At 73.3% G+C, this 22,336-nt stretch carries 19 protein-coding genes; 6 read left to right on the top strand and 13 right to left on the bottom strand.

Going from position 1 to position 22,336, the window contains the following annotated elements; all coding sequences use genetic code 11:
* Positions 1 to 2 precede the first annotated feature (2 nt).
* Entirely contained in the window at positions 3 to 1,205 is a 1,203-nt protein-coding gene (locus AC5L3Z_RS00825; protein ID WP_494838775.1) for a substrate-binding domain-containing protein, read from the bottom strand.
* A gap of 697 nt (positions 1,206 to 1,902) precedes the next feature.
* Entirely contained in the window at positions 1,903 to 3,033 is a 1,131-nt protein-coding gene (locus tag AC5L3Z_RS00820; protein WP_494838773.1) for a glycerophosphodiester phosphodiesterase, read from the bottom strand.
* 142 nt (positions 3,034 to 3,175) lie between these two features.
* On the opposite strand from AC5L3Z_RS00820, the gene AC5L3Z_RS00815 reads away from it, so the two are divergent.
* On the top strand, positions 3,176 to 4,510 hold the full coding sequence (locus AC5L3Z_RS00815) for a TrkH family potassium uptake protein (protein WP_494838771.1): 1,335 nt from the start codon (positions 3,176 to 3,178) through the stop codon (positions 4,508 to 4,510).
* A gap of 19 nt (positions 4,511 to 4,529) precedes the next feature.
* Positions 4,530 to 5,162 carry a potassium channel family protein gene (locus AC5L3Z_RS00810; protein ID WP_334615091.1) on the top strand — a complete coding sequence of 211 codons (633 nt, stop codon included), beginning with the start codon at positions 4,530 to 4,532 and terminating at the stop codon, positions 5,160 to 5,162.
* A gap of 23 nt (positions 5,163 to 5,185) precedes the next feature.
* Here AC5L3Z_RS00810 and AC5L3Z_RS00805 read toward each other — a convergent pair whose 3' ends face one another.
* The 7 genes from AC5L3Z_RS00805 to AC5L3Z_RS00775 all read right to left on the bottom strand — a co-directional run bounded on the left by AC5L3Z_RS00805 (position 5,186) and on the right by AC5L3Z_RS00775 (position 14,101).
* Positions 5,186 to 6,790 carry a protein kinase domain-containing protein gene (locus AC5L3Z_RS00805; RefSeq protein WP_494838769.1) on the bottom strand — a complete coding sequence of 535 codons (1,605 nt, stop codon included), beginning with the start codon at positions 6,788 to 6,790 and terminating at the stop codon, positions 5,186 to 5,188.
* A 155-nt stretch (positions 6,791 to 6,945) separates the two neighbouring features.
* The gene (locus tag AC5L3Z_RS00800; protein WP_494838768.1) at positions 6,946 to 8,502 is read right to left on the bottom strand and encodes a fused MFS/spermidine synthase; all 1,557 of its coding nucleotides are present in this window, start codon (positions 8,500 to 8,502) and stop codon (positions 6,946 to 6,948) included.
* Between the two features lie 36 nt (positions 8,503 to 8,538).
* The gene (locus tag AC5L3Z_RS00795) at positions 8,539 to 9,552 is read right to left on the bottom strand and encodes a coiled-coil domain-containing protein (RefSeq protein WP_494838766.1); all 1,014 of its coding nucleotides are present in this window, start codon (positions 9,550 to 9,552) and stop codon (positions 8,539 to 8,541) included.
* Positions 9,553 to 9,851: 299 nt separating this feature from the next.
* Positions 9,852 to 10,661, bottom strand: a complete 810-nt coding sequence (locus AC5L3Z_RS00790) for an inositol monophosphatase family protein (RefSeq protein WP_494838764.1) — start codon at positions 10,659 to 10,661, stop codon at positions 9,852 to 9,854.
* Positions 10,654 to 11,106: a response regulator gene (locus tag AC5L3Z_RS00785; protein WP_494838762.1), complete on the bottom strand. Its 453-nt coding sequence runs from the start codon at positions 11,104 to 11,106 to the stop codon at positions 10,654 to 10,656. The genes AC5L3Z_RS00790 and AC5L3Z_RS00785 overlap by 8 nt, the downstream gene beginning before the upstream one ends.
* Positions 11,103 to 12,887: a sensor histidine kinase gene (locus AC5L3Z_RS00780; protein ID WP_494838760.1), complete on the bottom strand. Its 1,785-nt coding sequence runs from the start codon at positions 12,885 to 12,887 to the stop codon at positions 11,103 to 11,105. The genes AC5L3Z_RS00785 and AC5L3Z_RS00780 overlap by 4 nt, the downstream gene beginning before the upstream one ends.
* A complete protein-coding gene (locus AC5L3Z_RS00775; protein WP_494838759.1) occupies positions 12,884 to 14,101 on the bottom strand; it encodes a PP2C family protein-serine/threonine phosphatase in 1,218 nt (405 codons plus the stop codon). Before AC5L3Z_RS00775 ends, AC5L3Z_RS00780 begins: the two co-directional genes overlap by 4 nt.
* A gap of 268 nt (positions 14,102 to 14,369) precedes the next feature.
* Between AC5L3Z_RS00775 and AC5L3Z_RS00770 the strand changes: the two genes are divergently transcribed.
* Both AC5L3Z_RS00770 and AC5L3Z_RS00765 read left to right on the top strand, forming a co-directional pair.
* Complete coding sequence (locus AC5L3Z_RS00770) at positions 14,370 to 16,790, top strand: M28 family peptidase (protein WP_494838757.1); 2,421 nt, start codon at positions 14,370 to 14,372, stop codon at positions 16,788 to 16,790.
* 115 nt (positions 16,791 to 16,905) lie between these two features.
* The gene (locus AC5L3Z_RS00765; protein ID WP_494838756.1) at positions 16,906 to 17,085 is read left to right on the top strand and encodes a hypothetical protein; all 180 of its coding nucleotides are present in this window, start codon (positions 16,906 to 16,908) and stop codon (positions 17,083 to 17,085) included.
* 4 nt (positions 17,086 to 17,089) lie between these two features.
* Here the strand turns inward: AC5L3Z_RS00765 and AC5L3Z_RS00760 are convergent, their stop codons facing one another.
* A complete protein-coding gene (locus AC5L3Z_RS00760) occupies positions 17,090 to 17,719 on the bottom strand; it encodes an MBL fold metallo-hydrolase (protein WP_494838755.1) in 630 nt (209 codons plus the stop codon).
* Positions 17,720 to 18,262: 543 nt separating this feature from the next.
* On the opposite strand from AC5L3Z_RS00760, the gene AC5L3Z_RS00755 reads away from it, so the two are divergent.
* Positions 18,263 to 18,607, top strand: a complete 345-nt coding sequence (locus tag AC5L3Z_RS00755; protein ID WP_494838753.1) for a DUF1330 domain-containing protein — start codon at positions 18,263 to 18,265, stop codon at positions 18,605 to 18,607.
* A 364-nt stretch (positions 18,608 to 18,971) separates the two neighbouring features.
* Here AC5L3Z_RS00755 and AC5L3Z_RS00750 read toward each other — a convergent pair whose 3' ends face one another.
* The 3 genes from AC5L3Z_RS00750 to AC5L3Z_RS00740 form a co-directional block, all read right to left on the bottom strand.
* Positions 18,972 to 19,226 carry a Smr/MutS family protein gene (locus tag AC5L3Z_RS00750; protein ID WP_088987488.1) on the bottom strand — a complete coding sequence of 85 codons (255 nt, stop codon included), beginning with the start codon at positions 19,224 to 19,226 and terminating at the stop codon, positions 18,972 to 18,974.
* A 108-nt stretch (positions 19,227 to 19,334) separates the two neighbouring features.
* Positions 19,335 to 19,703 carry a tetratricopeptide repeat protein gene (locus AC5L3Z_RS00745; protein WP_334533120.1) on the bottom strand — a complete coding sequence of 123 codons (369 nt, stop codon included), beginning with the start codon at positions 19,701 to 19,703 and terminating at the stop codon, positions 19,335 to 19,337.
* Between the two features lie 89 nt (positions 19,704 to 19,792).
* Positions 19,793 to 20,563, bottom strand: coding sequence for an ROK family protein (locus AC5L3Z_RS00740; RefSeq protein ID WP_494838751.1), 771 nt, complete (start codon positions 20,561 to 20,563; stop codon positions 19,793 to 19,795).
* A gap of 126 nt (positions 20,564 to 20,689) precedes the next feature.
* Between AC5L3Z_RS00740 and AC5L3Z_RS00735 the strand changes: the two genes are divergently transcribed.
* Positions 20,690 to 22,327, top strand: a complete 1,638-nt coding sequence (locus AC5L3Z_RS00735; RefSeq protein WP_494838750.1) for an ABC-F family ATP-binding cassette domain-containing protein — start codon at positions 20,690 to 20,692, stop codon at positions 22,325 to 22,327.
* Positions 22,328 to 22,336: the final 9 nt, after the last annotated feature.

Here is a 22,336-nt window from a genome sequence, read left to right as displayed (position 1 = left end):
GGTCAGCCCTTCATCCGGGTGACCGGCGGCGCGGTCTCGTCGCCGGTCAGGCTCTTCTGCGCGGTGGCGGTGAACGCGGTGCCGCTGCCGGCGAGCTTCGCCTGGTACATCGGCTGGAGCAGGGCGTGGTCCTCGGCGCGGATGGTCATCGGCCCCTTCACCCCGTCGAACGTCCAGCCTTCGAGGGCCTTGACCATCTTGTCGACGTCGTCGCCGCCCTCCTGCGCGGCGCGGACCACCATCTGCGCGGCGGCGAAGCCGTCCGGGTGGAACAGGTCGAGGGCGCCGCCGGGGACCTTCGCCCTGGCGGCCTTGGCGGCCTCGGTGTCGCTGGCCCCGTCGAAGTAGTGCGACAGGAAGGAGATCTTGCTGCCGGCGGCGCCGAAGGTGGGCCAGGAGGCGCGGATGTCCAGGCCGGTGACGACCGTGGTGCTGGAGAGCACGCCCTGCTGGTCGAGGGTCTGCCACATGGCCGGGGCGGTGGTGCCGGCCCAGGCGACGAAGAGCAGGTCCGGCTTGGCCGCCTTGATCTGGCTGGCGAAGGGGGTGAACTCGGAGGCGCTCGCGGGGGCGCGGACGCTGCTGACGGTGGCGCCGGCTCCGCCGATCACGGTCTTGACGGCGGCCTCGTTGGCGTCACCGAACGCGCCGTCCTGGGCGAAGACCACCACCTTCTTGCCGGTCGGGTCGCCGATGAACGACTTGGCGGTCACCACGTCCTGGTAGGACTGCCGGCCGGAGCGGAACGTGTACCGGTTGGCGCCGGTGACCGCGTCGGTGGCGGCCGGGCCGGAGATGAAGAGGACCTTGTTCTGCGCGGCGATCGGGGCCACCTGGAGCGCGACGCCGGACGCCGTCGACCCGGCGATGATCTTCGTGCCCTTGCCGATCAGGTCCTTGGCCGCGGAGACCGCCTTGGCGGGGTCGCCCGCGTCGTCGACCTCGGTCAGCTCGATCTTCCGGTCGCCGACCTTGCCGGTGCCCTTGGTGGCGAAGTCGAGGCCGGCCTTGAAGCCCTCGACGTACTGCTTTCCGTAGCTGGCCAGCGGGCCGGACTGGGAGTAGACCAGGCCGACCTTGACCGGGGCGGTGTCACCGCCGCCGGAGGCGGTGTCCTGCGGGCTGCCGCAGGCCGTGGCGGCGAGCGCCGCGGCCATCATCGTGGCGGCGGAGAGGAACGCCCGCCGGGTGTGCCGGACCGTCATCGCGACTCCAGGTGAGGACAGGAAGCATGTGTCGGCTCACGCTAGAAGTGACGTCACCCACGGGCTATGTGGCAGCGACACACAAGTGACATCGACCGGGTGGCCGACCGTAACAAGCACCCATCCTGCGACACCAGCGGCGAGGCGGTCGATGGCCACCGCACCCACCGGCCGACACGGCGATGTGTCGTCCCGGGACACGGGCTGGCGCGCGCTGCCGCTCCGAGCCGCGCTTCGGCTACCGAGCCGCGCGAAACCGGACGTTCACTGACGCCGACGGGACACGGAAGGCTGACCCACCTGGAACGAAAGACCGCGAAGCGCCCGACGCGGTAGGGGTTCGGAGGCTTTCGAGCTGATGTCGCAGACGACTCAGTGGGCTGGACGCCCTGCGCCATCCGGCAGCGCCGTGCCCGCCCTGGCGACGGTGGCCCGCCGCGCTCGAGCGACACCACGCTTCCGCGGTCGCATCCAGGATCGATCCAGCGCGATGTCCACCCTCCCACCGGCCCGACACGCTGATCCGTTCACGTCATCAGCTCCAAAGGGCCGCACGACACCACGTAGCTCCGCAGGGTGCCCCACTTGAGGCGGAGGTTCGCGTACCCCATCAAGTGCCTGAGCCACCGGGAGCCGCGCCGTCGGGTGCGGATCCCGGTGGTGCGGCGGTCGAGGTGCGGCCGCCAGTGGTCGGCGGTCAGCGCGCGGCGAGGCCGGCGCGGGCGGCGACCGCGGTGTCGGGCTGATCGACGAAGACGCCGTCCAGGCCGAGGCCGTAGAAGAGCTCGTACTCGGCGGTGCTGTCACCCCGGGCGTTCGGGTCGGCGCCGATGCGGAAGTCGGCCGGGAGGAACTGGTTCTCGGCGCGGAACGTCCAGGCGTGCACCACCAGCCGCTCCCGGTGCGCGTCCCGGATCACCGTGGTCGGCGCCCGGAGCTTGCCGGCGGCGTCCCGGGGGACGATCAGGTTCTTGTTCAGCCCGACCCCGTCGGCGTAGTCGGCGATCCACCGCAGACCCGCCGGGGTGGCCAGGTCGGCGGAGGTCCGGGGGTCACCGGCGGCGGTGAAGTCGTAGGGACGGCCACCGGCGTCGAGCAACTGGACCAGCGGCACGTCGATCATCGTGTCGAGTTTGCGCAGGTTGGCCGTCTCGAAGGACTGGATGAAGACCGCGTCGCCCCGGTGGGTCAGCTTGTTCTGGCGCAGGACCGCGACCAGCGGCTCCTCCAGCGGCAGCCCGATCGAGGCGAAGTAGCTCGGGTGCTTGGTCTCCGGGTAGATGCCGATGGTGCGGCCCCGCTTCCGGCTCTCGGCGCGGGCCAGGTCGACGACCTCCTGGAGGGTCGGCACCTCGAACCGGCCGTCGAAGGCGGTGTTCGCGACCCGCACCTGCGGCAGCCGCTCCTTGGCCCGCAGGGTCTTCAGCTCGGCCAGGGTGAAGTCCTCGGTGAACCAGCCGGTGACGGTCACGCCGTCGATGGTCTTCGCGGCCCGGCGGGCGGCGAACTCGGGCCGGGCGGCCACGTCGGTCGTACCGGAGATCTCGTTCTCGTGCCGGGCGACCAGCACGCCGTCCTTCGTCGGGACCAGGTCCGGCTCGATGTAGTCGGCGCCCATCCGGATCGCCAGCCGGTACGCCTCCAGCGTGTGTTCCGGGCGGTAGCCGCTCGCGCCACGGTGGCCGATCACCACCGGCCGGTGGGTCGCCCGGTCCGCGCGGTGGGCACGCTCCGCGTCGTCCTCACGGGCCGAGGCCGCGCCGGGCACCGCAACGGCCACCGCGAGCAGCGCGCCGGCCACACCGAGGGCGGAAAGGGTACGTCGCAACGCCGTCTCCTGTCGTCGAAGGGTCGCGCCCAGCACACCCGCCCCGGCTGACCGCCAGTTGGTCGGTGGCTTTCCACCGCGTGAACCCTGCGGGATGCGCCATTCGCCGACCCCGCCGTGCCCGGAACCGGAGGATTGTCTGGTGCGCCGGTCCCTTGGTCACCCCGTGCGGCTGGTGCCGCTCGGCTTCCTGGTGGCGATCGCGATCGGCACCGGCCTGCTGATGCTGCCCTGGGCAACCGGCGAGCAGCGGTACACCCCGCTGGTCACCGCGCTCTTCACCGCCACCTCCGCGGTGTCGGTGACCGGCTTGACGGTCACCGACACGCCGAACTACTGGAACGGCTTCGGACTGGCGATGATCACCGTGCTCACGCAGCTCGGCGGGCTCGGCATCCTCACCGGCGCCGCCCTGGTCGGCCTCGCCGTCTCCCGGCAGCTCGGGCTCCGCAACCGGCTGCTGGTGCAGGCCGAGACCGTCGAGTACGGCATCGGGGACGTCCGCCGGCTGCTGCTGCGCATCGCCGGCACGGTGTTCGCCTGCGAGGCGCTGATGACCCTGGTGGTCACCGGCCGGCTCTGGCTGGTCTACGACTATCCGCCCGGCCGGGCCCTCTGGTCCGGCGGCTTCCACTCCGTGCAGGCCTTCAACAACGGCGGCTTCACCCTCTACTCCGACGGCCTGCTCGCCTTCTCCCGCGACCCGTGGGTGTCGCTGCCGCTGGCCCTCGGCGGGATCATCGGCGGCCTCGGCTTTCCCGCGCTCTTCGAGGCCGTCCGGCACTGGCGGCGCCCGGTCCGCTGGGCGGTCGCCACCAAGCTGACCATCTGGGGCAGCCTGGCGCTGCTGGTCGGCGGCTTCACCATGCTGCTCCTCGCCGAGTGGACCAACCCGCGCACCATCGGCACGTACGACGCCCCCGGCAAGCTGCTCGCCACGTTCACCCAGATGGCCCTGAGCCGCACCGGCGGTTTCGACATGATCAACGTCGAGTGGCTCAGCGAGGAGAGCTACCCGCTGCTGATCGCGCTGATGTTCATCGGCGGCGGCAGCGCCAGCACCGCCGGCGGCATCAAGGTCTCCACCTTCTTCCTGCTCGCCTTCTGCATCTGGGCGGAGCTGCGCGGCGAGCCGGACGTCACCGTGGGCCGGCGGCGGGTGGCCGAGGCCAGCCAGCGCCAGGCACTGACTGTCGCGCTGCTCAGCGTGGCGCTGGTGGTGGCGGGCACGGTCGGGCTGGTCCTGATCACCGAGGGGGTCCGGTTCAACGAGTCGCTGTTCGAGGTGACCTCGGCGTTCAGCACCACCGGGCTCTCCGTGGGGCTCACCCAACGACTCCCCGAACCCGGCCAGTACCTGCTCACCGCCCTGATGTACATCGGCCGGGTCGGCCCCCTCACCCTCGGCTCCGCCATCGCGTTGAACACCCGACGGCGGCTGTACCGCTATCCGAAGGAGCAACCCATTGTCGGCTAGAGGCGGGGGCGACATCGCGGTGATCGGCCTGGGCCGGCTCGGCTGCCACCTGGCCGGCGTGCTGACCCGGCTCGATCACGAGGTGCTCGGCATCGACCACGACCCGGACCAGGTGCAGCGCTGGTCGTCGTCGCTGGCCCGGGTGGTGCAGGCGGACTCCACCGAGGAGGGCGCGCTGCGGCAACTGGGCATCGGGGACTTCAGTCGGGCGGTGGTCGCGATCGGCGCCTCGGTGGAGGCGAGCGTGCTGACCGTGCTGGCGCTGACCGAGGTGGGCGTGCCGCAGATCTGGGCCCGGGCCACCTCGGACAAGCACGCCAAGATCCTCGCCTCGGTCGGCGCCCACCACGTGATCTTCCCGGAGGCGGAGACCGGCGAGCGGGTGGCCCACCTGATCGTCAGCCGGATGCTCGATTTCGTCGAGATGGGCGAGGACTTCGCGATCGCCAAGGTGCCGGTGCCGGCGTCCCTGGTCGACCGGCCGCTGCGCGAACTGGCGATGCCGGAGCACCACGGCGTGCTGGTGGTCGGGGCCAAGCTGCCCGGTGAGCCGTTCCGGTACGCCACCCCGGACACCGTGCTCAGCGCGGGCAGCGTGCTCATCGTGGAGGGGACGATCAACCAGGTGCAGCGGTTCGCCGGCCTCGGCTGACCGCCCGACCGGCCGGCACGACGTCAGTCGTCGTCACCGTCCTCGTCCCTTTCCACGACCACGACTTTTTTTCCACCACCACCCTTACCGCTGCCCGCCTTGGCCTTCGACCCACCACCGGAGCTCTTCTCGGCGGTGGAACCGCCGCCACCGGTCGCCTTCCGCGCCGGGGCCTTCCGGACCGGGGTCTTGGCCGCCGGGGCCTTGGCCGTCGCCGCTCTGGTCGCCGGGGCCGTGCTCGGCGTCGAGCCGGCCACCCCGGAGACCTGGACGGCGCAGTCGGCGTCACCGAGCTTGAACTGCACCGGCAGCGGGTTGCTGCCGGTGTACGACCCGGTCAGGGCGACCTTCTCGGAGGCGCCCGGCGCGAGCGGGGCACGACCGGCGGCCGGCTGGACCGCCACGGTGCTCCCCTGCTGCCGGACCGACGCCGGGGTGGCCCTGGTGACCTTCTGCCGACCGGGGAAGGTGAAGCTCATCGTCCAGTCGCGCAGCTCCTGCTTGCCCGTGTTGGTGAGGGTCACCTCCGCCGCGAAGTCCTTGCCGGAGTCCTTGCGCAGCGCGTAGGAGACGCCGCAGACGTTCTGCTCCGGCAGCCCCATCCGCGCCTCGGTGGGCGGCTCCACCCCGCCGCTGGCGGAGCTGCCGGAGGTCACCCCCCACATCGTCGCGGTCACCGCGACCAGGCCGGCCGCGGCCACCCCGGCCTCGACCTTGCGCCGCCGGGACGCCGTCCGCCGGTTGCGGGTCCGCATCGACAACGGCAGCGCGTCGGTCTCCGACGACCAGGGCAGGATCGTGGTGCCGGCGCTGGCCAGCTGCGCCGGGTCGAGCGTCCCCGGCGCCGGGGAGACCGGCACGGCCGCGATCATCCCGGCTGCGCCGGCGAGGGTACGGGCCACCTCGGCGGTGAGCGGGCGGTCCTGCGGGCGCTTGGCGAGGCAGCGCCCCACCAGCTCGGCCACCTCGTCGGGCAGCCCCGGCACCTCGGGCATCGGCTCGGGGTCGTTGTACATGTGCGCGCGGAGCATCTCGGTGGTGGTGCTGGCCTGCCAGGGCAGTCGGCCGGTCAGCATCCGGTAGAGCAGCAGACCCACCGCGTAGACGTCGGTGGCGGGGGAGACCTGGCCGTTGTCCAGCCGCTCCGGGGCGAGGTACGCGGGGGTGCCGAGCAGCGCGCCGTCCGGCCCCTTCTCGCTCTCGCCGACCAGCGCGGAGATGCCGAAGTCGACGACCTTCACCCCGGTCGGGGTCAGCATGACGTTGCCGGGGGTGACGTCGCGGTGGACGACGCCCCGGGCGTGCGCGGTGGCCAGCGCCGAGGTGACCTCCGCGCCGATCGTCACCGCCTCCCGCCAGGGCAGCTGCCGGTCGCGGCCGAGCCGGGCGGTCAGCGGGCCGCCGTCGACCAGCTCCATCACGACGTACGGCACGGTCAACCCGACCTGCTCGGACTCGCCGTAGTCGTACACGTTGGTGATGTTGGGGTGGCAGAGCCGCGCGGCGGCCTGCGCCTCGATCCGGATCCGGTGCCGGAACGCCTTGTCGCTGGCCAGCCGGGAGGCGAGCACCTTCACCGCGACCTGGCGGCCGAGCACCTCGTCGTAGCCGCGCCAGACCACGGACATGCCGCCCGCCCCCAGCTGCTCGATGAGGCGGTACCGATCACCGAGGAGCTGTGCCTGTGCCCCGTTACGCGCTGCTCCACCCATGGTCGGAGGAGTTGCCCCGGTCCGGCCCCGCTACACCTGACTGGTCGTAATCGGTCAGGAACATCACCCGATCAGGCGGTGGCGAGCAGTTGGTCCACCGGCGCGTAGTCGTCGGTGAGCACCAGCGCGTCGTCCACGAACCCGGCCAGGCCGGCGTCGGTGAGCAGGTCCGGCGGGGTCGCCAGGGCGTCCAGCCGCTGGTGCAGCGCGTCCAGCGGCAGCGGGCCGTCCGAGGCGACGATGAGGAAGTTGGACCCCACCTGGCCGTCGATGGCCGCCGGCGGCGCGATCAGCGCGACGGTACGGAACTCGGCGGCCACCGTGGCCAGCTCGCTGCGGATGAACCGGCCCGGCGGGTGGTCGATGACGTTCTGCACGTAGATGCCGCCGGGACGCAGCACCCGGCGGACCTCCCCGGCCATCTCCCGGGTGGCCAGGTGCCACGGCACCACCAGGTGGCCGAAGGCGTCCCCGACGACCAGGTCGCGGCTGGCGGTGGGCTCGCCGTCGACCAGCATCCGGGCGTCGCCGACCACCGCCTTCAGCTCCGGCCCCGGTCGTACGCCGAGCAGCCGGCGGTCCAGCTCGACCAGCTCCCCGTCGATCTCGAAGACCACGTTGTCGGTGCCGGGCCGGGTGGCGGTCAGGTAGCGGGGCATGGTGAACCCGCCCCCGCCGAGGTGCAGCGCGTCGAGCCGCTGCCCCTTCGGCGCCATCACGTCCGCCACCGCGCCGATCCACTGGGTGTACGCGTACTCCAGGTGGGTGGGGTCGGCCAGGTCCACGTACGAGTGTTCGGCGGAGTTGAGGTAGAGCACCCGGCCGGAGTCGCGGGCCGGGTCGCCGGCCACCCGGGCGCAGTGGTACGCCGTCTCCACGTCGCACGGGTTCGGGGCGACCGCGCTCAGCCCCGCCCCGACCAGCCCGAGCACCGCCAGCGTCGCCTTGGTCCGGGCCGGGCCGGGCAGCCCCGCCACCTCCTGCCGGCGCAGGTACACCCCGAGCGCCAGGCCGGTCACCCCGAGCAGCACCGCCAGCGCGACCAGGATGACCGTGCTGGGCAGCGCGGCGACCAGCACGAAGCCGGTGACCAGGGTGGCGGTGATGCCGCCCAGCGTGCCGATGCCGGAGAGCCGCCCCACCACCTGCCCGGTGCGGCGCAGGTCGGCGAGCTGGAGCTTGACCACCAGCGGGGTGACCGCCGCGAGCAGGGCCGCCGGGACGAAGACGGCGAGTGCGGTCAGGAGCAGGATGCCGCTGGTCGCGCCGCCGCGCAGCACCTCACCGGCGTACCGGACCACCGGCAGCGTGACGGCGGTGGCGATGCCGGCGAGCACCAGCGCCGGGGCCAGCAGCCCGCGCGGGTCCCGGCGGTCGGCCAGCCAGCCGCCCGTCCACGCCCCGTACGCGATGGCGGCCAGCGCGATGCCGATCACCGAGCTGGTCACCTGGAGGGTCACTCCGACGTACGGGCCGACCAGGCGCAGCGAGACGGTCTCCAGCACCAGCACGGCGCCGCTGGCGAGGAAGACCAGGAACGCGGCGAGCCCGTTGGGCAGGGCGCGGGAGGTGGCCGGTGCCCCGACGGCGGCCGGCCCGGCCACGACCTCGGACGATGAACTGCTCACCGTCGAGATGGTACGCAGCGTTCCCGGCACTCCGGGTCAGTACATCGAAAGATGAACATGGTTTGTGTGGTTGGCGGCGGGGCTGCCGGAGCCGCTGTACGCCCGCCACCCGGTGTTGGGCATCCAGATCTGCCGGTACCAGATCACGTAGAGCACGCCGAGTCGGCTGGCGTTGTTCTTGTAGTAGTTGGCCAGGCTGTCGCCGTACGCCTTGTCCCCGCCGGTCGCCGTCTCGTCCTTGAAGGTGCTGGTGGCGGCGGAGAAGTCGCACGCCCGACCCTTCGGGTGCTCGCCGTCGCCGCCGGTGCGGAAGCACTTGACGTACCGCTTGTAGCCGGCCGCCTGGGCCTGCTTGAGGGCGTGCAGGGTGCGCGGGGTGATGCAGCCGTCGGTGGTCGGGTCGTCGACCGAGCAGGACTCCGACGGCCACGAGCCGTCGGAGTTGCGCGGCGCCGGGCTGGCCGAGCGGGACCCGCCGCTGAAGCCGGAGCTGCTGCCGGAGCTGACGGTGGCGAGGGCGCGTTCGGCGTCGCGCTTCTTCTTGGCCAGCGCGGCGAGCTGCTTCTGCTGCTCGCGTACCTCGCCGTCGATGGCCGTCTTGGCCTGCGCGGCGGTCGCCTTCGCCTCGGCGAGCGAGCGCAGCCGCTTGGAGTCGCGCTGGGCCATCACGTCCAGCTCGCCGGCGCGCTGGACGAGGGCGTCGGGGCTGGCGCTCTTGAGCAGCAACGCCGTCGGGGTGAGCCGGCCCAGCCGGTACGACTGCGCGGCCACCTCACCGACCTGGGCGTTCAGCTCGACCAGCTGTCCCTCGACCGCCTTGAGCTCCGCGGTCAGCGCGGCCTGGCGGCGCTTGGAGTTGTCCAGCTTGGCCTTGGCCTCGATGTGGCCCTTGGCGGCGGCCTCCAGCTGCTCGCGGAGCTGCTTGGTGCCCCCCTCGTTGGGCTCCGCGGCGGCCGGCACGACCCCGACGCCGAGCAGCAGCGCCACCGTGGCGAGCAGCACGGTCAGCGGCCGGCGGGCGCGCGGCCGGGTGAAGCTGGTCCTGGGCACGACGGTGTCCTTCCCTCGGCCGCGGGGCCCCGGTCGACCACGGCGCGGCAGCGGCCCCGCCGGCCCCGGGACGACGGCCCGCGGGCGGGAGACCGCCGGACACGATACCGGACGCAGCGCCGTTGACCAGGCCCGCGACCGCCCGGGGCATCGATCGTCGACAGAGCGTCCCGACGCTGTCACCCAGCGCCGTCCGCGTCCCCCCGAGCCACCCGGTGGTCCACTCCGTCCGGTACGGGCCGGGCCGTCCACTCGCGTCGGCCCCCGACACGCCGCATGGCGGGGGCGGACGGGCCGGTTCAGGCGTCCAGGAGGGCGTCGTGCACGTCGGTCCAGAGGTGCTCGTCGGCGACGACCAGCAGGCCCCGGTCGTCGTCGGCCGGGTGGTACTCGGTGCCGTCGAAGCGGCGGGCCACCCCGCCCGCCTCGCGCACCAGCAGCACGCCCGGGGCGTGGTCCCAGGGCAGGGTCCGCCAGAAGAGCACGAAGCTCTGGTCACCGGTGAGCGCGTCGAGGTACTCCCGGCCGGCGCAGTGCTGGCCGGGCAGCAGCTCACCGATCCGGGCCCCACCGGCCTCGACCCGTTCCCGGGTGCCCGACGGGAGGAAGCGGGTCATCGCGGTGCCGCGCAGCGCGCCCAGGACCGCCGGCCGGTCGGCGACGTGCACCGGCCGGCCGTCCAGCCGGGTGCCCTCGCCGAGCCGGGCGTCGGCGAGGATGTCGGCCAGCGGGTCGAGCACCCAGGCGCCGGTCAGCGCACCGTCGGTCAGCAGCGCGACCATCAGCGCGAACGGCTGCCGGCCGGCGGCGAAGTTGCCGGTGCCGTCGACCGGGTCGACCAGCCAGACGTCACCGCCGCCGCCCAGGTGCCGCAGCAGGGTGGGGTCGTCGGCGACGGCCTCCTCGCCGACCACCACCGAGCCCGGCAGGAGCCGGCGCAGCGCCGCGGAGATCTTCTCCTCCGACCTCCGGTCGGCGACGGTGACCAGGTCGCCGGGGGCCTTCTCGGCGACGTCCTCCGCGTCGAGCCGGCGGAACAGCGGCAGCACGATCTCCGCCGCCGTCTCCCGCAGCAGCTCCCCGACGTCGTCCCGCAGCCGGTCAGCCACGCGGCGGGAGCTTGACCACGCTGACGAAGAACTCGTCGATCTGGCGGACGACGGCGATGAAGCGGTCGAAGTCCACCGGCTTGGTCACGTAGGCGTTGGCGTGCAGCTGGTAGCTGCGCAGGATGTCCTCGTCGGCCTGAGAGGTGGTGAGCACCACCACCGGGATGCGGCGGAGCTGCTCGTCCTCCTTGATCTCCTCCAGCACCTCCCGACCGTCGCGTCGGGGCAGGTTGAGGTCGAGCAGGATCAGGTCCGGCGTCACCGCGTCCGCGTACCGGCCCTCGCGGCGCAGGTAGGCCAGCGCCTCGGCGCCGTCGGAGACGACGTTGAGGCGGTTGCGGAGCTTGTGCTCCTCGAACGCCTCCTGGGTCATCAACACGTCGCCCGGGTCGTCCTCGACCAGCAGGACCTCGATCGGGCTCTTGCCGTCCGCCGGCGCGGTCATCCCACCGTCTCCCTCATGCCACCCGTTGTATCGCGTCCCGGCGCCTCGCCGGGCCCGTCGCCGTCCGCCGCGCCGTCCGGTTGCCGGCCGACGGGCGTGGCCCCGCCCTCGACGGCCGCGCTCGCGTCGCCGCTCCGGGTCGACTCGTCGCCGGTGACCCCGTCGCCGGTGGCCTCCCCGGCGTCGTCGACGGTCTCGTCCGCGGCCTGCTGGGCGGCCTGCGCCGCCGCCACGTCCTCGGGCAGCGCCGGGAGGGTGAAGTGGATCGCCGTGCCCACGTCGACGCCGGTGTCCACCCAGACCCGGCCGTCGTGGTACTCCACGATCTTCTTGACGATCGCGAGGCCGATGCCGGTGCCGGGGTACGCGTCCTTGGCGTGCAGCCGCTGGAAGATCACGAAGATCTTGTCGGCGAACTCCGGCTCGATCCCGATGCCGTTGTCCCGGCAGACGATCTCCCACTCGTCGCCGACCAGCCGGGCCGAGACGTGCACCTTCGGCGGGACGTCGGGCCGGCGGAACTTGATCGAGTTGCTGACCAGGTTGGCCAGCAGGTTGGTCAGCAGCGGCTCCTCGCCGCGGATCACCGGCAGGTCGTCCCAGGTCAGCTCCGCCCCGGCGTGCTGCCGGCTCAGCTCGGTCTGCGCGGCGACGTCGCCCATCACCCGGTCGAGGTCGACCTCGGTGAAGCCGGTGGTGAGCCGGCCGATCCGGGAGAAGGCCAGCAGGTCGTTGATCAGGCGCTGCATCCGCTGCGCGCCGTCGACCGCGAAGGCGATGTACTGGTCGGCCCGCTCGTCGAGCTGCCCGGCGTAGCGGCGCTGGAGCAGCTGACAGAAGCTCGCCACCTTGCGCAGCGGCTCCTGGAGGTCGTGCGAGGCCACGTACGCGAACTGCTCCAGGTCGCGGTTCGAGCGGGTCAGCTCCTCGGCCTGCTTCTGCAGCTGGCTGTTGACCCACTCGATGTTCTCGCGCGCCGCGCGCACCTCGGCCAGATCCTTGGCGATCTTCTGCCGCATCACGTCGACGTCGTCGGCGAGCCGGACGAACTCCGGCGGGCCGGAGCCGGAGATGTGGTGCTGGTAGTCGCCCTCGGCGACCTCCCGCACCTGCAAGGCGAGCCCGCTCAACGGCCGCACCACCATCCGGTCCAGCGAGAGCAGCAGCACGGCCCCGGCGATCACCACCACGACCGCCGCGATGATCAGCAGCACCACCAGCAGGTTGCTGGTCGCCCTGATGTCCCGGGCGTTCTGCTCCCGTTCCCGCAGGATCTCCGCCTGCAGCTCGGCGACCGCGGCCCGGACCTGGCTGAACTGCTGCCGGGCCTGGTCGGTGACGAGGGCCTGCCCGGCCTCGGTGCCGCCGCGCTGGGTGGTGCCGATCACCGGCTCGGCGACCGACCGCCGCCAGTCGTCGGCCTGCCGCTGCGCCACCCGCAGGTCGGCGACGATCCCGGGGTAGTCCCGGCCCAGCTTCTCGATCTCCGCGACGATGTCGCGCTCCTGCTGGAGCCCGTTCTGGTACGGGACCAGGTCGGCCGGGTCGCCGCTGACCGCGTACCCGCGGACGGCGGTCTCCTGGTCGAGCAGCGCGTTGAGCAGCTCCTGCCCCTGCACCCGCAGCGGGCCGGTCCTGGTCAGCACCGCGTCGGTGTACTGCCGGTTCTGCGTCGCCACGGCCGCCTCGGCGGCGGCGAGCCCGATCAGCAGGGTGCCGACCACGGCGAGCAGCGCGACGACCCGGCGGCGCAGGGTCCAGCCGGGCCGGTACGACGTCACCGGCCACCACCGCGGGTGACCAGCAGCATGGCGACGTCGTCGGCGAGCGGGCCGCCGTTGATCTGCTCGGCCCGACCGACCAGCCAGGCCGGCAGCTCGGACAGCGGCACCGCGAGGTTGGCCGGCTCCTCCAGCAGACCGGTCAACCCCGGCACGTCCAGCCGGTCGTCACCGTCGTCCACCCGCCCCTCGATCAGACCGTCGGTGTACATCAACAGGGACCAGTCATCGGACTCGAACTCCAGGTCGAACGCTACGGGCCGGCGAGGTCGTACGCCGAGCAACAGGCCACCGGGCGCCGGGACCGGGGCGACCCGGCCCCCGGAGAGCAGCAGCGGCGGCGGGTGCCCGGCCAGCCGTACGGTGGCCCGGTTGTCGTGCAGGTCCAGCGAGGCGGTGGCGACGGTGGCGAAGATCTCCTGGAGCCGGCGCTCACTCATCAGCACCTGCTCCAGCGCCGGCAGCACCTCGTCGTCCGGCACGCCGGCCAGGATCAGCGCCCGCCAGGCGACCCGCAGCTCCACCCCGAGCGCGGCCTCGTCCACGCCGTGCCCGCAGACGTCGCCGACGATCAGGTCGACCCGGTCGGGCCGGGTCTGCACGACGTCGAAGAAGTCCCCGCCGATCAGCGCGGCGTGCCGGCCGGGCCGGTAGAAGGTGTGCACCGCCACCTGGTCGGTGGTCATCAGCGGCTGGGGCAGCAGGCCGCGCTCCAGCCGGGCGGACTCGGCCTGGCGCAGCTCCACCTCGCGCAGCCGGCGGGCGTTCTCGTCGGCCCGCTTGCGCTCCACGGCGTAGCGCAGCGCCCGGGTCAGCAGCACCCCGTCGACCTGGCCCTTGACCAGGTAGTCCTGGGCGCCCTCGGCGACCGCGACGATGCCGAGGTGCTCGTCGGAGCGCCCGGTCAGCACGCAGACGGCGGCCCCGCTGCTCATCTCCAGCACCTTGCGCAGCCCGTCCAGGCCCTGCGCGTCGGGCAGTCCCAGGTCGAGCAGGACGCAGTCGACGCCGGCCACCCGCTGCCGCGCCTCGCTGAGGCTGGTGGCGACCAGCAGGTCGATCATCGAGTTGGTCTCGGCGAGCAGTTCGCCGACCAGGAAGGCGTCGCCCTCGTCGTCCTCCACCAGCAGGACCCGCAGCCGCTCACCGGGCGGCAGGTTGGTGTTGCGCCCGAGGCCGCCCTGCGGGTACGGCGCCACGGAGGGACCGGCCATGCCGCTCCCCCGGTGCGGCCGGGTCACCGCCGCGAGACGCGGGAGTTCGCTGGTGATGTCGGGACTCCTTCCGAGTGCCCTGCTGATCCTGTATTAGACAACGGTCCCACACAACACGACCCCGCCGGCACGGGCGTACCTGGGCAAGCCCGTCACACGGTGAGCGGTCGGGCGAGTGCGCGCGTTACGGTTCGGTCCCGAGATGATCCGGGTCACGTCGGGGCGGGCAGGATGGTGCCCACCCCCGCACCACCCGAGGAGTCCCGCCGTGGGCGCACCCCCCGTCCCCACCGCCGACCGGGCGCTCGCCCGGCCCCCCGCCGCCGCCGACCGGGCGCTCGCCCGGCCCCGTCGCCGGCTCCCCGCCGCCGTGGCCGCGCTCGCCGCCCTCGTCGCGGTCGGCGCTGTCATGCTGGTCACCCTGGCCACCCCGGCGCCCCGCCCGGCGGACGCCCCCGCCGACGAGTTCAGCGCCGGCCGGGCGTACCGGACGGTGCAGACGATCGCGGCCCGGCCGCACGTCGCCGGCAGCGCCGCCAACGACCAGGTACGCGAACACCTGGTGGGCGCGCTGCGCGGGCTGGGCCTGGAGACGGAGGTGCAGGACACCGTCGCCCCCGAGGCCGGGCAGCTCAGCGGGGCCGCCGCCGGGGCGACCCTGGCCCGGGTGCGCAACGTGGTGGCCCGGATCCCGGGCAGCGACCCCACCGGCCGGGTCTTCCTGGTCGCGCACTACGACTCGGTGCAGACCGGGCCGGGCGGCAACGACGACGCCGCCGGCACCTCCACCATCCTGGAGGTGGCCCGCGCGCTGACCGCCGGTCCCCGGCCGCGCAACGACATCGTCCTGGTGCTGACCGACGCCGAGGAGGCGTGCCTCTGCGGCGCGTCGGCGTTCGCGTCGAGCCACCCGCTCGCCGCCGGCGGCGGGGTGGTGCTCAACCTGGAGGCGCGCGGCGCCACCGGACCGGTCATCATGTTCGAGACCTCCCGGAACAACGCGGAGCTGGTGGACGTCTTCGGCCGCGCCGCCCCGTACCCGGTCGGCACCTCCTTCGCGGTGGAGATCTACCGGGCGCTGCCCAACGACACCGACTTCACCGCCTTCCTCGACGAGGACTTCGTCGGGCTGAACTCGGCCTACATCGACGGCGGGGCGATCTACCACACCCCGCTGGACACGCCGGCCGCGATGGACCGGGGCAGCCTCCAGCAGCACGGCGACAACGCGCTCGGGCTGGCCCGGGAGTTCGGCGGCACCGACCTGAAGGCGCTGCGCTCCGGACACGACGCCACCTACTTCCCGGCGCCCGGCGGGCTGGTCCGCTACCCCGGCTGGCTGACCCTGCCGCTGGCGCTGCTGGCGCTGGTCGCGGTGGCGGCGCTCGGCTGGCTCGCCGTGCGCCGCGGCCGGGCCACCGGGGGGCGGCTGGCCGCCGGCTTCGGCCTGGGGCTGGTGCCGCTGGTCGCCGCCCCGCTCGCCGCCCAGCTGCTGTGGGCGGGGATCACCGCGGTCCGCCCCGGCTACGCCGAGCTGCTCGACCCGTACCGGCCGACCTGGTACCGGCTCGCCGTGGTGGCGCTCGCCGCCGCGATCCTCTTCGCCTGGTACGCGCTGACCCGCCGGTGGGCCGGCCCGGCCGCGCTGGCGATCGGCGGGCTGGCCTGGCTGGCCGTACTCGGGGTACTGCTGGCCGTGGCGGTGCCCGGCGGGGCGTACCTGGCGACCCTGCCGGCCCTGGCCGGCGCGCTGGCCGGGCTGGTCGCGCTGGCGAGCCGGGTCGACGGCCCGGTGCCGGTGGTGGCGGTGACCCTGGCCGGCGCGGTGGCCGTGGTGATCCTGCTGCCGACGGTGGTGCTGCTCTTCCCGGCGCTCGGCATGGCGATGGGCGGCGTCGCGGCGCTCTTCGCGGTGCTGCTCGGGCTGGCCGCGCTGCCGGTGGTCGACCTGCTGCACCCGCAGGCGGGCGGGCAGCGCGGCCTGGTCGCGCTCCGCGCCCGCCGGCTCGGCGCGCTGCCGGCGGTCGCCGCCGCGGTCGCGGCGGCGGTGTTCGCCGGGGTCGGCCTGGCCGTCGACCGCTTCGACGCCGCCCACCCCGCGCCCACCCACCTGATGTACGCCCTGGACGCCGGCACCGGCCAGGCCCGCTGGCTCAGCCACGAGGAGGACCCGCAGCCCTGGACCGACGGGTACGTCGACAAGCCCGCCCGGGTCGACGACTTCCCGGGGCTGGGCGATACCGAGCTGCGGGCCGGGCCGGCACAGCCGGCGAACCTGCCGGCGCCGAAGCTGGACGTCCTCTCCGACACCCGCTCCGGCAACCAGCGGGTGCTGCGGGTCCGGCTGACCCCGCAGCGGCCGGCCCGCCTCGCCTCGCTGCACGTGGACGGGACGACGGTGGTGGAGTCGGTGACGGTGAACGGGCGGCGGCTGCCCGGGGCGCGGACCGACTCCGGCCGGCCCTGGGGCTTCGGGGTGGTCTTCCACGCGCCGCCGCCGGAGGGTCTCGACATCACGCTGGTGCTGTACCCGGGCGGCGCCGGCGGCGGCAAGGTGTCGCTACGGGCGATGGACGCCAGCGACGGTCTCGACGCGCTGCCCGGTTTCCGCCCCCGACCGTCGGGCGTCGGGGTGGTCGGCTCGCACAGCTCGGAGATGCTGGCGGTGGCCCGCACCTATCCCCTCTGACCCGCACCCCGCCCGGAAGGAGTGGCCGTCGCGCTGCTCCTTCCGGGCGGATGCGGGGTCGCTGTTCACGCCGGCGGGTGTGGCTTCGGCGGGGACAATGGGATGGGAGGTCGCCATGACTGAGGATCGCGGGCCCGCCGACCGGCCGACGGACGACGAGTCCGAGGCGCGGCGGCGCGCCAGGTTCGGCAAGCTGCCGAAACGGTTCGCGCCGGAGGAGCTGGTCGAGACGAAGGACGCGGAACCCCCGCACGAGGAGCCGGGGGAGCCTCCGGTGCGCCGGGAGTGGGTGTAGCCGCTCAGGCGTCGACCCGGGTGCCCGGGTCGAGCCGGCGGTACTCCCCCTCGAAGAGCCGGCTGAAGTTGCCGTTCAGCACGCGCAGCCCGGTGTCGTTGAGGTACCCGTCGTGCAGCGCGTACGCCCGGCGCGGGGCGACCGCCCGGAGGAAGTCCAGTGACTCGGAGAACTTCGTCCACGGGGCGTGGATGGGCACGAAGAGGGTGTCGATCTGGGTGTCCTCCGGCACGACGAGCGAGTCGCCGGGGTGGTAGACCCGGTCGTCGATCAGGTACGCCAGGTTGTCCACCACCGGGATGTCGGGGTGGATCACCGCGTGCCGCCCGCCGTAGGCGCGGACCGGGACGCCGGCGGCGGTGAACCCCGCGCCCGGCTCCACCGGCTCGAGCAGGTCGGCCACTCCGTTCAGCATGGTGGCCAGCGACGCCGGCCCGTGCACGGTGAACGGACGCCGTTCGTGCTGGGCGGCCAGGGCCTCGACGTGCACGTGGTCGGGGTGCTCGTGGGTGATCAGCACGGCGTCGACGCCGTCCAGCGCCTCCGGCTCGCTGACCGTCCCCGGGTCGATGACCAGCACTCCCCCGTCGTGCTCGACGCGTACGCAGGAATGGCCGTACTTGGTCAGGCGCACTCGTGACTCCTCGATCCTCGAATCGTGACGTCCTCAGCGCAGTCTGCCGGAACGGGCGCGGCACCGCGCCGCGTCTGACCGATCGCCACCCAGAAGTCCCGCCGGCCCAGACGGACTCTTACTTCCAGCGGAAGTGCACGAATCGGCGCAGACCAGCGCTTTGACCTGGGCCGCAACGCCAACTCAAGATTTCGGGAACAGATCTGGCGCAAGTCGGCCCGTCACCGGGCCACCGCCAGCCGAGCGCCAGAAAGGGCCGCGTCGACCAGGTTCCGCGTCCGTCAATCGCCTCCGGCCACTCCCCCGCGTACGTGTTCAGGGTGATGATCGGCGTCGCATGCCCCAGCGCCATCTGAACCGTCTTCACGCTCGCCCCGCCGTGGATCAACAAACACGTACCAGGCCAGGAGCAACCGTAAGGTCCTGGTGGTGTTGCTCGAACGAGCCTGAGTCGAGTGGCGGTCGACACCGGGGCCGCGCCGGTAAGTTGAGGGCAGCCGCCCGGTGTCCCGGCCGGACGAACGGCATCCCACGGGAGGACCCATGCCCGCCTTCGTGCTCGTCCACCTGCGTAGCCCGCAGCTCAACGAGGACGTCTTCACCTATATGGAGCGGGTCCGGTCAACCCTGGAGCCGTTCGGCGGGCGGTTCCGGGTGCACGTTCCCGAGGTCGAGGTGATCGAGGGCGACTGGCCCGGCACGGTGGTCATCCTCGAGTTTCCGGACCGGGACGCCGCCCGTGCCTGGTACGACTCGCCCGCCTACCAGGAGATCCTGCCGTTGCGTACCCGGAACATCGACGGCGCGGCGATCATCGTCGACGGGGTCGAGCCGGACTACGACCCCGCCCGGACGGCCGCGACGCTGCGGGCCCGGACGGCTGGCTGAACCGGATGGGCGGCTGGCGGGTGTGGGCAGCGGACCTGCCGCCATGGTGCGGTGTGCAGGTCCGGGTCGATGCGTGTCGGTGAGCGGTAACGGCGGCGGGGTCTGGCGCGGTGTCGCCCCAGACCGCCTCATGTCTTGCCGCGGCTGCACCGTCACAACCCTCGGCCGACGGGCCAACGCTTGCGGCGTGCGTACCAGGCCGGCAGCGACCGCCTCGCCGGCGACGCACAGGTTGAGGGTCGGGGACAGATCCGGCACAACCGAGCGCGAGTAATCGCGGAAGACACCGGAAATTGATGAAAGGCGTTTGAGCAGGTCAGAAGCGGTGTTGGGGATCGCGTGGGAGGCCGGAAGGCCGGGGCTCTTACTTCCAGCGGAAGTGCACGAAGAGGCGGCCGAAGTTCTTCGAGTCCTTCTCGACCCGGTGGTAGAGCTGCTTGACGTCCTTCTGGTCGAGGAAGCGCAGCACCCGCTTCTTGAGCTGGCCGGAGCCCTTGCCGGGGATGATCTCCACCAGGGTGGCCTTCTTCGCCACCGCCTCGTCCATGATCCCGCGCAGCGCCCGGTCGATGTCCTGGCCCTTGTTGAAGATGTCGTGCAGGTCCAGCTTCAGCTTCATACCCGGTCCACCGCCAGCTCAGGTCCCATTCCGCAATGGTAGGCGGGGCGACCCCGCCTCCCGGAGACGCGTCGGGGCGGCCCGGACGGGCCGCCCCGAGGGCCAGCGTCAGCGACCGAGGCCGACCCGGGTCTCCACCCGGCGCAGCGCGGTCGTGTAGTCGTCGTTGGTCGAGTTCATGGCCGCGGCGATCCGCAGGTGCCGCAGCGCGTCGGCGTGCCGGTTCAGCCGCTCCAGCGTCCGGCCCAGCACGTGGTGGGCGTAGTGGTCGCTGGGGTCCCGGTCGACCAGCTCGCGTAGCTGCTCCTCGGCCCGGTTGAGCTGGGCCGACTGGAAGTACGCCCGGGCCAGCAGCTGCCGTACCGAGGAGTTGCCCGGCTCTGCCTCGACGATCGGTTCGAGCAGCCGCGCCGCTCCGGTCGGGTCACCCGCTTCGAAGTACATGGTCGCCCGCCGGTACTCCGCCAGAAGATCCATCCGACCCACCTCCTCGTGTCGAGCCGCCTCTGCTCCGACGCTGGCACAACATCAGCCGCGCCGCGAGTGTTCCTGCGAGGGGAATGGCGTCAGGGGGTGGCGCCGTGCCGGTCCGCGACCAGCTCCCAGGCCCGGACCCCGCCGATGATCCCGGCCGTGTTCGGGACGACCACGACGTCGTCGCCCATCCGGGCCAGTTGTTCCGGGCGGATCAGCCGCGAGTTGCCCCCGCCCAGGTAGAGCCGGTCCCACCGGAACACCGGCCGGAGCCCGTCGACCACCTGCCGGATCCGCCGGGACCAGAACGCGTCGCCGAGTCGCCGCCGCTCCGGCTCCCCCACGTACGTGTCGTAGGTGGTGCCCCAGCGCACCGGGGCGTGTGACAGCTCCAGGTGCGGGGCGAGCACCCCACCGTCGAAGAGCGCGCTGCCCAGCCCGGTGCCGAGGGTCAGCACCAGCTCGCAGCCGGTGCCGGCGACCACCCCGGCGCCGTGCACCTCGGCGTCGTTGAGCACCAGCGCCGGCATTCCGAAGGCCTCGGCGAGCGCGGTGCGCGCGTCGTAGCCGGACCACTCGGCCAGCAGGTCCGGGTCGACCCGGCTGCGCGGGCCGGACCGGGTCACGTAGTGCGGCGTCGCCACCACCACACCGTGCCGGATCATGCCGGGCATGCCGACGGTCACCCGGTCCGCGGCCGGCAGCCGGCCGCCCAGCTCCAGCAGCGTCTTCACGAAGAGTCCGGGCGACAGCGGGTACGGGGTGGGCACCCGCAACGGTCGGGCCCGCATGGTGCCGGCGGCGTCCAGCACCGAACCCTTGATCCCGCCGCCCCCGCAGTCGATCGCCAAAGTGGTCACCACGCCAGTGAGTCTCCCTCGCGTCCGCCCCGCCGCCTTCTCCGCCCGCCGGTTGCGGGGAGACCGCGGTGGAACGATCTCCCGCGGCACCGATTTCCCCTGGATCGTGCGGGATAGGCTCGGCTCCTCATGAGCGCCACGTTGATCATCAAGGACCTCGCAGCCGGGCACGGTGACCGGTTGCTCTTCTCCGACCTCGAGCTGGTGGTCGCCCCGGGGGACGTCGTCGGGCTGGTCGGGGTGAACGGGGCGGGCAAGTCGACGCTGCTGCGGACCCTCGCCGGGCTCCAGCCGGTGGAGCTGGGCAGCGTCTCGCTCAACCCGCCGAGCGCCACCGTGGGCTACCTGCCGCAGGAGCCGGAGCGCCGGCCGGGCGAGACGGTCCGCGACTTCCTGGCCCGGCGTACCGGGGTCACCGAGGCGCAGGCGGTGCTGGACGCGACGGCCGAGGCGCTGACCGCGGGCGGCCCGGGCGCCGACGACGCGTACGCCGAGTCGTTGGAGCGCTGGCTCGCCCTGGGCGGCGCGGACCTGGAGGAACGCGCCGAGCAGGTCGCCGCGGAGCTGGGGCTGACCGTCGACCTGGACCACCCGATGACCGGCCTCTCCGGCGGCCAGGCGGCCCGGGCCGGGCTGGCCTCGCTGCTGCTCAGCCGGTACGACATCTTCCTGCTCGACGAGCCCACCAACGACCTCGACCTGGCCGGCCTGGAACGGCTGGAGCGGTTCGTCACCGGGCTGCGGGCCGGCACCGTGCTGGTCAGCCACGACCGGGAGTTCCTCACCCGTACGGTGACCCGGGTGCTGGAGCTGGACCTGCCCCAGCAGCAGGTCCGGCACTACGGGGGCGGCTACGCGGCGTACCTGGAGGAGCGGGAGGTGGCCCGCCGGCACGCCCGCGCCGACTTCGAGGAGTACGCCGACACCCGCGCGGCGTTGGAGGCCCGGGCCCGCACCCAGCGGGCCTGGATGGAGAAGGGTGTGAAGAACGCCCGACGCAAGGCCACCGACAACGACAAGATCGGCCGCAAGTTCCGCAGCGAGGCCACCGAGAAGCAGGCGGCGAAGGCCAAGCAGACCGCACGGCTGATCGAACGGCTGGACGAGGTCGAGGAGCCGCGCAAGGAGTGGGAGCTGCGGATGGAGATCGCCGCGGCGCCCCGCGCCGGGGCGGTCGTGGCCGCGCTGCGCGGCGCGGTCGTCCGCCGGGGGGCCTTCACCCTCGGACCGGTGGACCTCCAGATCGACTGGGCCGACCGGGTGGCGATCACCGGGGCGAACGGCTCCGGCAAGACGACCCTGCTCGCCGCGCTGCTGGGCCGGCTGCCGCTGGACGAGGGGCACGCCGCGCTCGGCCCCGGGGTGGTGGTCGGCGAGGTCGACCAGGCCCGCGGGCTCTTCCTCGGCGACCAGCCCCTGCTGGACGCGTTCGGCGCCGCCGTACCCGAGCTGAACCCGGCGGACGCGCGGACGCTGCTGGCCAAGTTCGGCCTGCGCGCGGCGCACGTGCTGCGGCCGGCGGCGACCCTCTCCCCCGGCGAGCGGACCCGGGCCGCGCTGGCCCTGTTGCAGGGGCGTGGGGTGAACCTGCTGGTGCTGGACGAGCCGACCAACCACCTGGACCTGCCCGCGATCGAGCAGTTGGAGTCGGCGCTGGCCCACTATCCGGGGACGCTGCTGCTGGTCACCCACGACCGGCGGATGCTGGACGCGGTGAGCGTCAACCGGCGGCTCCGGGTGGACGCCGGACGGATCGCCGAGGATTGATCCGTGCCG

Source organism: Micromonospora sp. LZ37, assembly GCF_059359015.1.
This window is presented reverse-complemented; position numbering and strand designations above follow the sequence as displayed.

What these genes read in the sequence shown, in the direction of transcription:
- AC5L3Z_RS00735 (WP_494838750.1), top strand. Translation starts at nt 20,690, where the DNA reads ATGAGCGCCACGTTGATCATCAAGGACCTCGCAGCCGGGCACGGTGAC.
- AC5L3Z_RS00755 (WP_494838753.1), top strand. Translation starts at nt 18,263, where the DNA reads ATGCCCGCCTTCGTGCTCGTCCACCTGCGTAGCCCGCAGCTCAACGAG.
- AC5L3Z_RS00785 (WP_494838762.1), bottom strand. Translation starts at nt 11,106, where the DNA reads ATGACCGCGCCGGCGGACGGCAAGAGCCCGATCGAGGTCCTGCTGGTC.
- AC5L3Z_RS00825 (WP_494838775.1), bottom strand. Translation starts at nt 1,205, where the DNA reads ATGACGGTCCGGCACACCCGGCGGGCGTTCCTCTCCGCCGCCACGATG.
- AC5L3Z_RS00745 (WP_334533120.1), bottom strand. Translation starts at nt 19,703, where the DNA reads ATGGATCTTCTGGCGGAGTACCGGCGGGCGACCATGTACTTCGAAGCG.
- AC5L3Z_RS00765 (WP_494838756.1), top strand. Translation starts at nt 16,906, where the DNA reads ATGACTGAGGATCGCGGGCCCGCCGACCGGCCGACGGACGACGAGTCC.
- AC5L3Z_RS00775 (WP_494838759.1), bottom strand. Translation starts at nt 14,101, where the DNA reads ATGGCCGGTCCCTCCGTGGCGCCGTACCCGCAGGGCGGCCTCGGGCGC.
- AC5L3Z_RS00805 (WP_494838769.1), bottom strand. Translation starts at nt 6,790, where the DNA reads ATGTCCGTGGTCTGGCGCGGCTACGACGAGGTGCTCGGCCGCCAGGTC.
- AC5L3Z_RS00750 (WP_088987488.1), bottom strand. Translation starts at nt 19,226, where the DNA reads ATGAAGCTGAAGCTGGACCTGCACGACATCTTCAACAAGGGCCAGGAC.